General features: G+C 58.0%; 3 protein-coding genes. All 3 read right to left on the bottom strand.

Annotated elements, in window-relative coordinates; genetic code table 11:
- Positions 1–518, bottom strand: a 518-nt coding sequence (locus FVQ81_18415; protein MBW7998505.1) for an FtsX-like permease family protein, incomplete at its 3' end; no start/stop codon positions are given.
- 153 nt (positions 519–671) lie between these two features.
- Positions 672–1451 carry a hypothetical protein gene (locus tag FVQ81_18420; protein ID MBW7998506.1) on the bottom strand — a complete coding sequence of 260 codons (780 nt, stop codon included), beginning with the start codon at positions 1449–1451 and terminating at the stop codon, positions 672–674.
- Positions 1426–2225, bottom strand: an 800-nt coding sequence (locus FVQ81_18425) for a glycosyltransferase family 4 protein (protein MBW7998507.1), incomplete at its 5' end; no start/stop codon positions are given. The genes FVQ81_18420 and FVQ81_18425, both read right to left, overlap by 26 nt.

Raw genomic sequence — 2225 nt, forward strand, 5'->3', positions numbered from 1 at the left:
TTGGACGACAGGGCTTGCGCGGGCTGAACCTGCATTGCCAGGTGCACAGGATAGGCGCACGAAAGAAGCCCGATCGCAAGCGACACCACGATGCTCAACACAGCCATCGCCGGAGACGCCGTCGGCTTGAGAATGTTGCCACCGAACAAGGACTGGAGCAGACGATTGTCCAACTGCAGCCCGATGGATCGCAGGATGAACACCAACACACCTCCCAGGAGAACCCCGGTGAGACCGCCAAACAGGGACAACAAGGCAGTTTCAGTCAACAGCAGCCGGCGCACAAAGCCCTCGGAGGCGCCGAGAGCGCGAATAGTTCCGATTTCGCCTGTACGCTCGATGACCTCGACGACGAGCAGGTTCACAATGACAATCATGGCCGCCAGGGCAAACAATAGGAAACCCGCGTTGTACACAAGGCGAAGGAGCAATACGAGGCGAGCCGACATACCGGCGGTGGTCCGCCAGTCCCTCGTACGCACCGAGAGCTCCGCAGCACGGAATTCGCTGTTCAACATACCAAGGACCCGAGCAGGATTGGCACCGGGTCTCAGCCGCAGAAGTATGAAATGCCAGACTCCGGATCGCGGTTCCAGGTCTTCAGGTGCGTCGGAGGGCTCGGAGAGAACGCGTTTGACATCCTGCAGGGTCAGCTCTTCTGAAGGCACCTCCTAGGTCTGCTCCGCGTCCTGGAACAGGGCCTCCATTTCCGCGCCGAGCAGGCTCGTAGTCTCTGCGGGAGGTTCGTAGGCGGAACTCCTGGCCAGGGTCAAACCGAGCAAGCCCCGCAGCGTCTGGGCGTCCACCAGTACCGTGGACTCGAGCAGAGGATTGGAGATATCGAAGTCCACGATGCCCGTCAGGAGTACTTCCTCGATGCGAAAGCCCCGCTTACCGAACATGTTCAACATCACAGGATCGCCGGTGGAAGGTCGCCGACCGGTTCGTGTCTCAATTTCCTCCGCCCGGATAGAGGAAATCATGGCACCGGCATGCCCCGGCTCCAGAAGCTTTCCCTCGATCAGGGTCGAGCGGGGAAACGTTTGAAAATAGGTGGAGGCATCGATGCAGAAGACCGGAAGCGGTCTTCTGGTACCGCAGAGATCAACCACCGCGGCGCCGGAGATCAGTGGGGTAACCCGCTCAATCTCAGGAAACCGGCACAGGATATCCATGACCGCGGGAAACTCGCGGATGACCGGAAGCGGCGTATACTCCCCGATTGCCGGCGTTTCATCTCCGAAAAGACCAAAGGATCTGGAGCTGATCGCAGCCACAGCCAGTTCCCCGGTGAAGCTCCGGGCAAAGGAACGGCTCAAGCCCGCATCTGTGCTTTCCAGGATCGAGTTTCCGAAGAACAGCAGGGCGACCGCCGCCGCGATCAATCCGGCAATTAGGAAACTCCGCCGGATGCGGCGAATAACGTTACGCGCTGCAAGAAAGACGATCATCGTACATCCTGGAAATTATCACATCGGCGCATTTCCTCCATAAGAATTTCCCGGCTCGTTCTTTGGACCTCTCAGCGCTCCTGCGCCACAGCTCCTCATCAACCAGAAGATTCTCCATTGCCTCTACGACCGCCGCTTTATCGTCAGGATCCACCAGAAAGCCCGCATTACCAACAACCTCCGGCAGGGAGGTGCGATTTGCCGCGATTACCGGCGCGCCGCAGGCCATGGCTTCCAGTACCGGAAGCCCGAATCCCTCGTACTCGGACAGATAGATGAAAGCCCGGCAGGAACAGTACAGTACCCGCAGATCTCGGTCCTGGATGAAACCCGTGAACACCACGGAGGATTGCGCCATTTCGTCTATTTTGCGCATCAGCCTCGACTTGTAGCGCTGCCGATCTTCGCCACACAAAACCAACGTCCCGCAGGCGCCGGAGCGACGAAGCTTCCCAAAGGCTGCCAGCACCGCATCCAGCCGTTTTCTCGGTTCCAGAGTTGACACGGACAGAAAAAACGCTTTGTCCTCAGGGATGCCGTACTTACGCAGAACGACCCGACTTTGAGCTGCATCAACACCGGGATAGAAAATAGCACTATCCACAGCATTATACACCGGGGTAATCTGATTTGCCGGTAGCGCCGGGCAAAAGTTCAGAAAATCCTTCTTCGTGTGTTCGGATACCGTGAATAGTCGATCCTCCGGTCCCAACGACGCGAGTAACCGGGGAAACCACCTGGTAGGGTCATCTGTATTGATACTGTAGTCCGGAT

The sequence above is a fragment of the Candidatus Glassbacteria bacterium genome (assembly GCA_019456185.1).
Lineage (GTDB): Bacteria > Gemmatimonadota > Glassbacteria > GWA2-58-10 > GWA2-58-10 > JAJRTS01.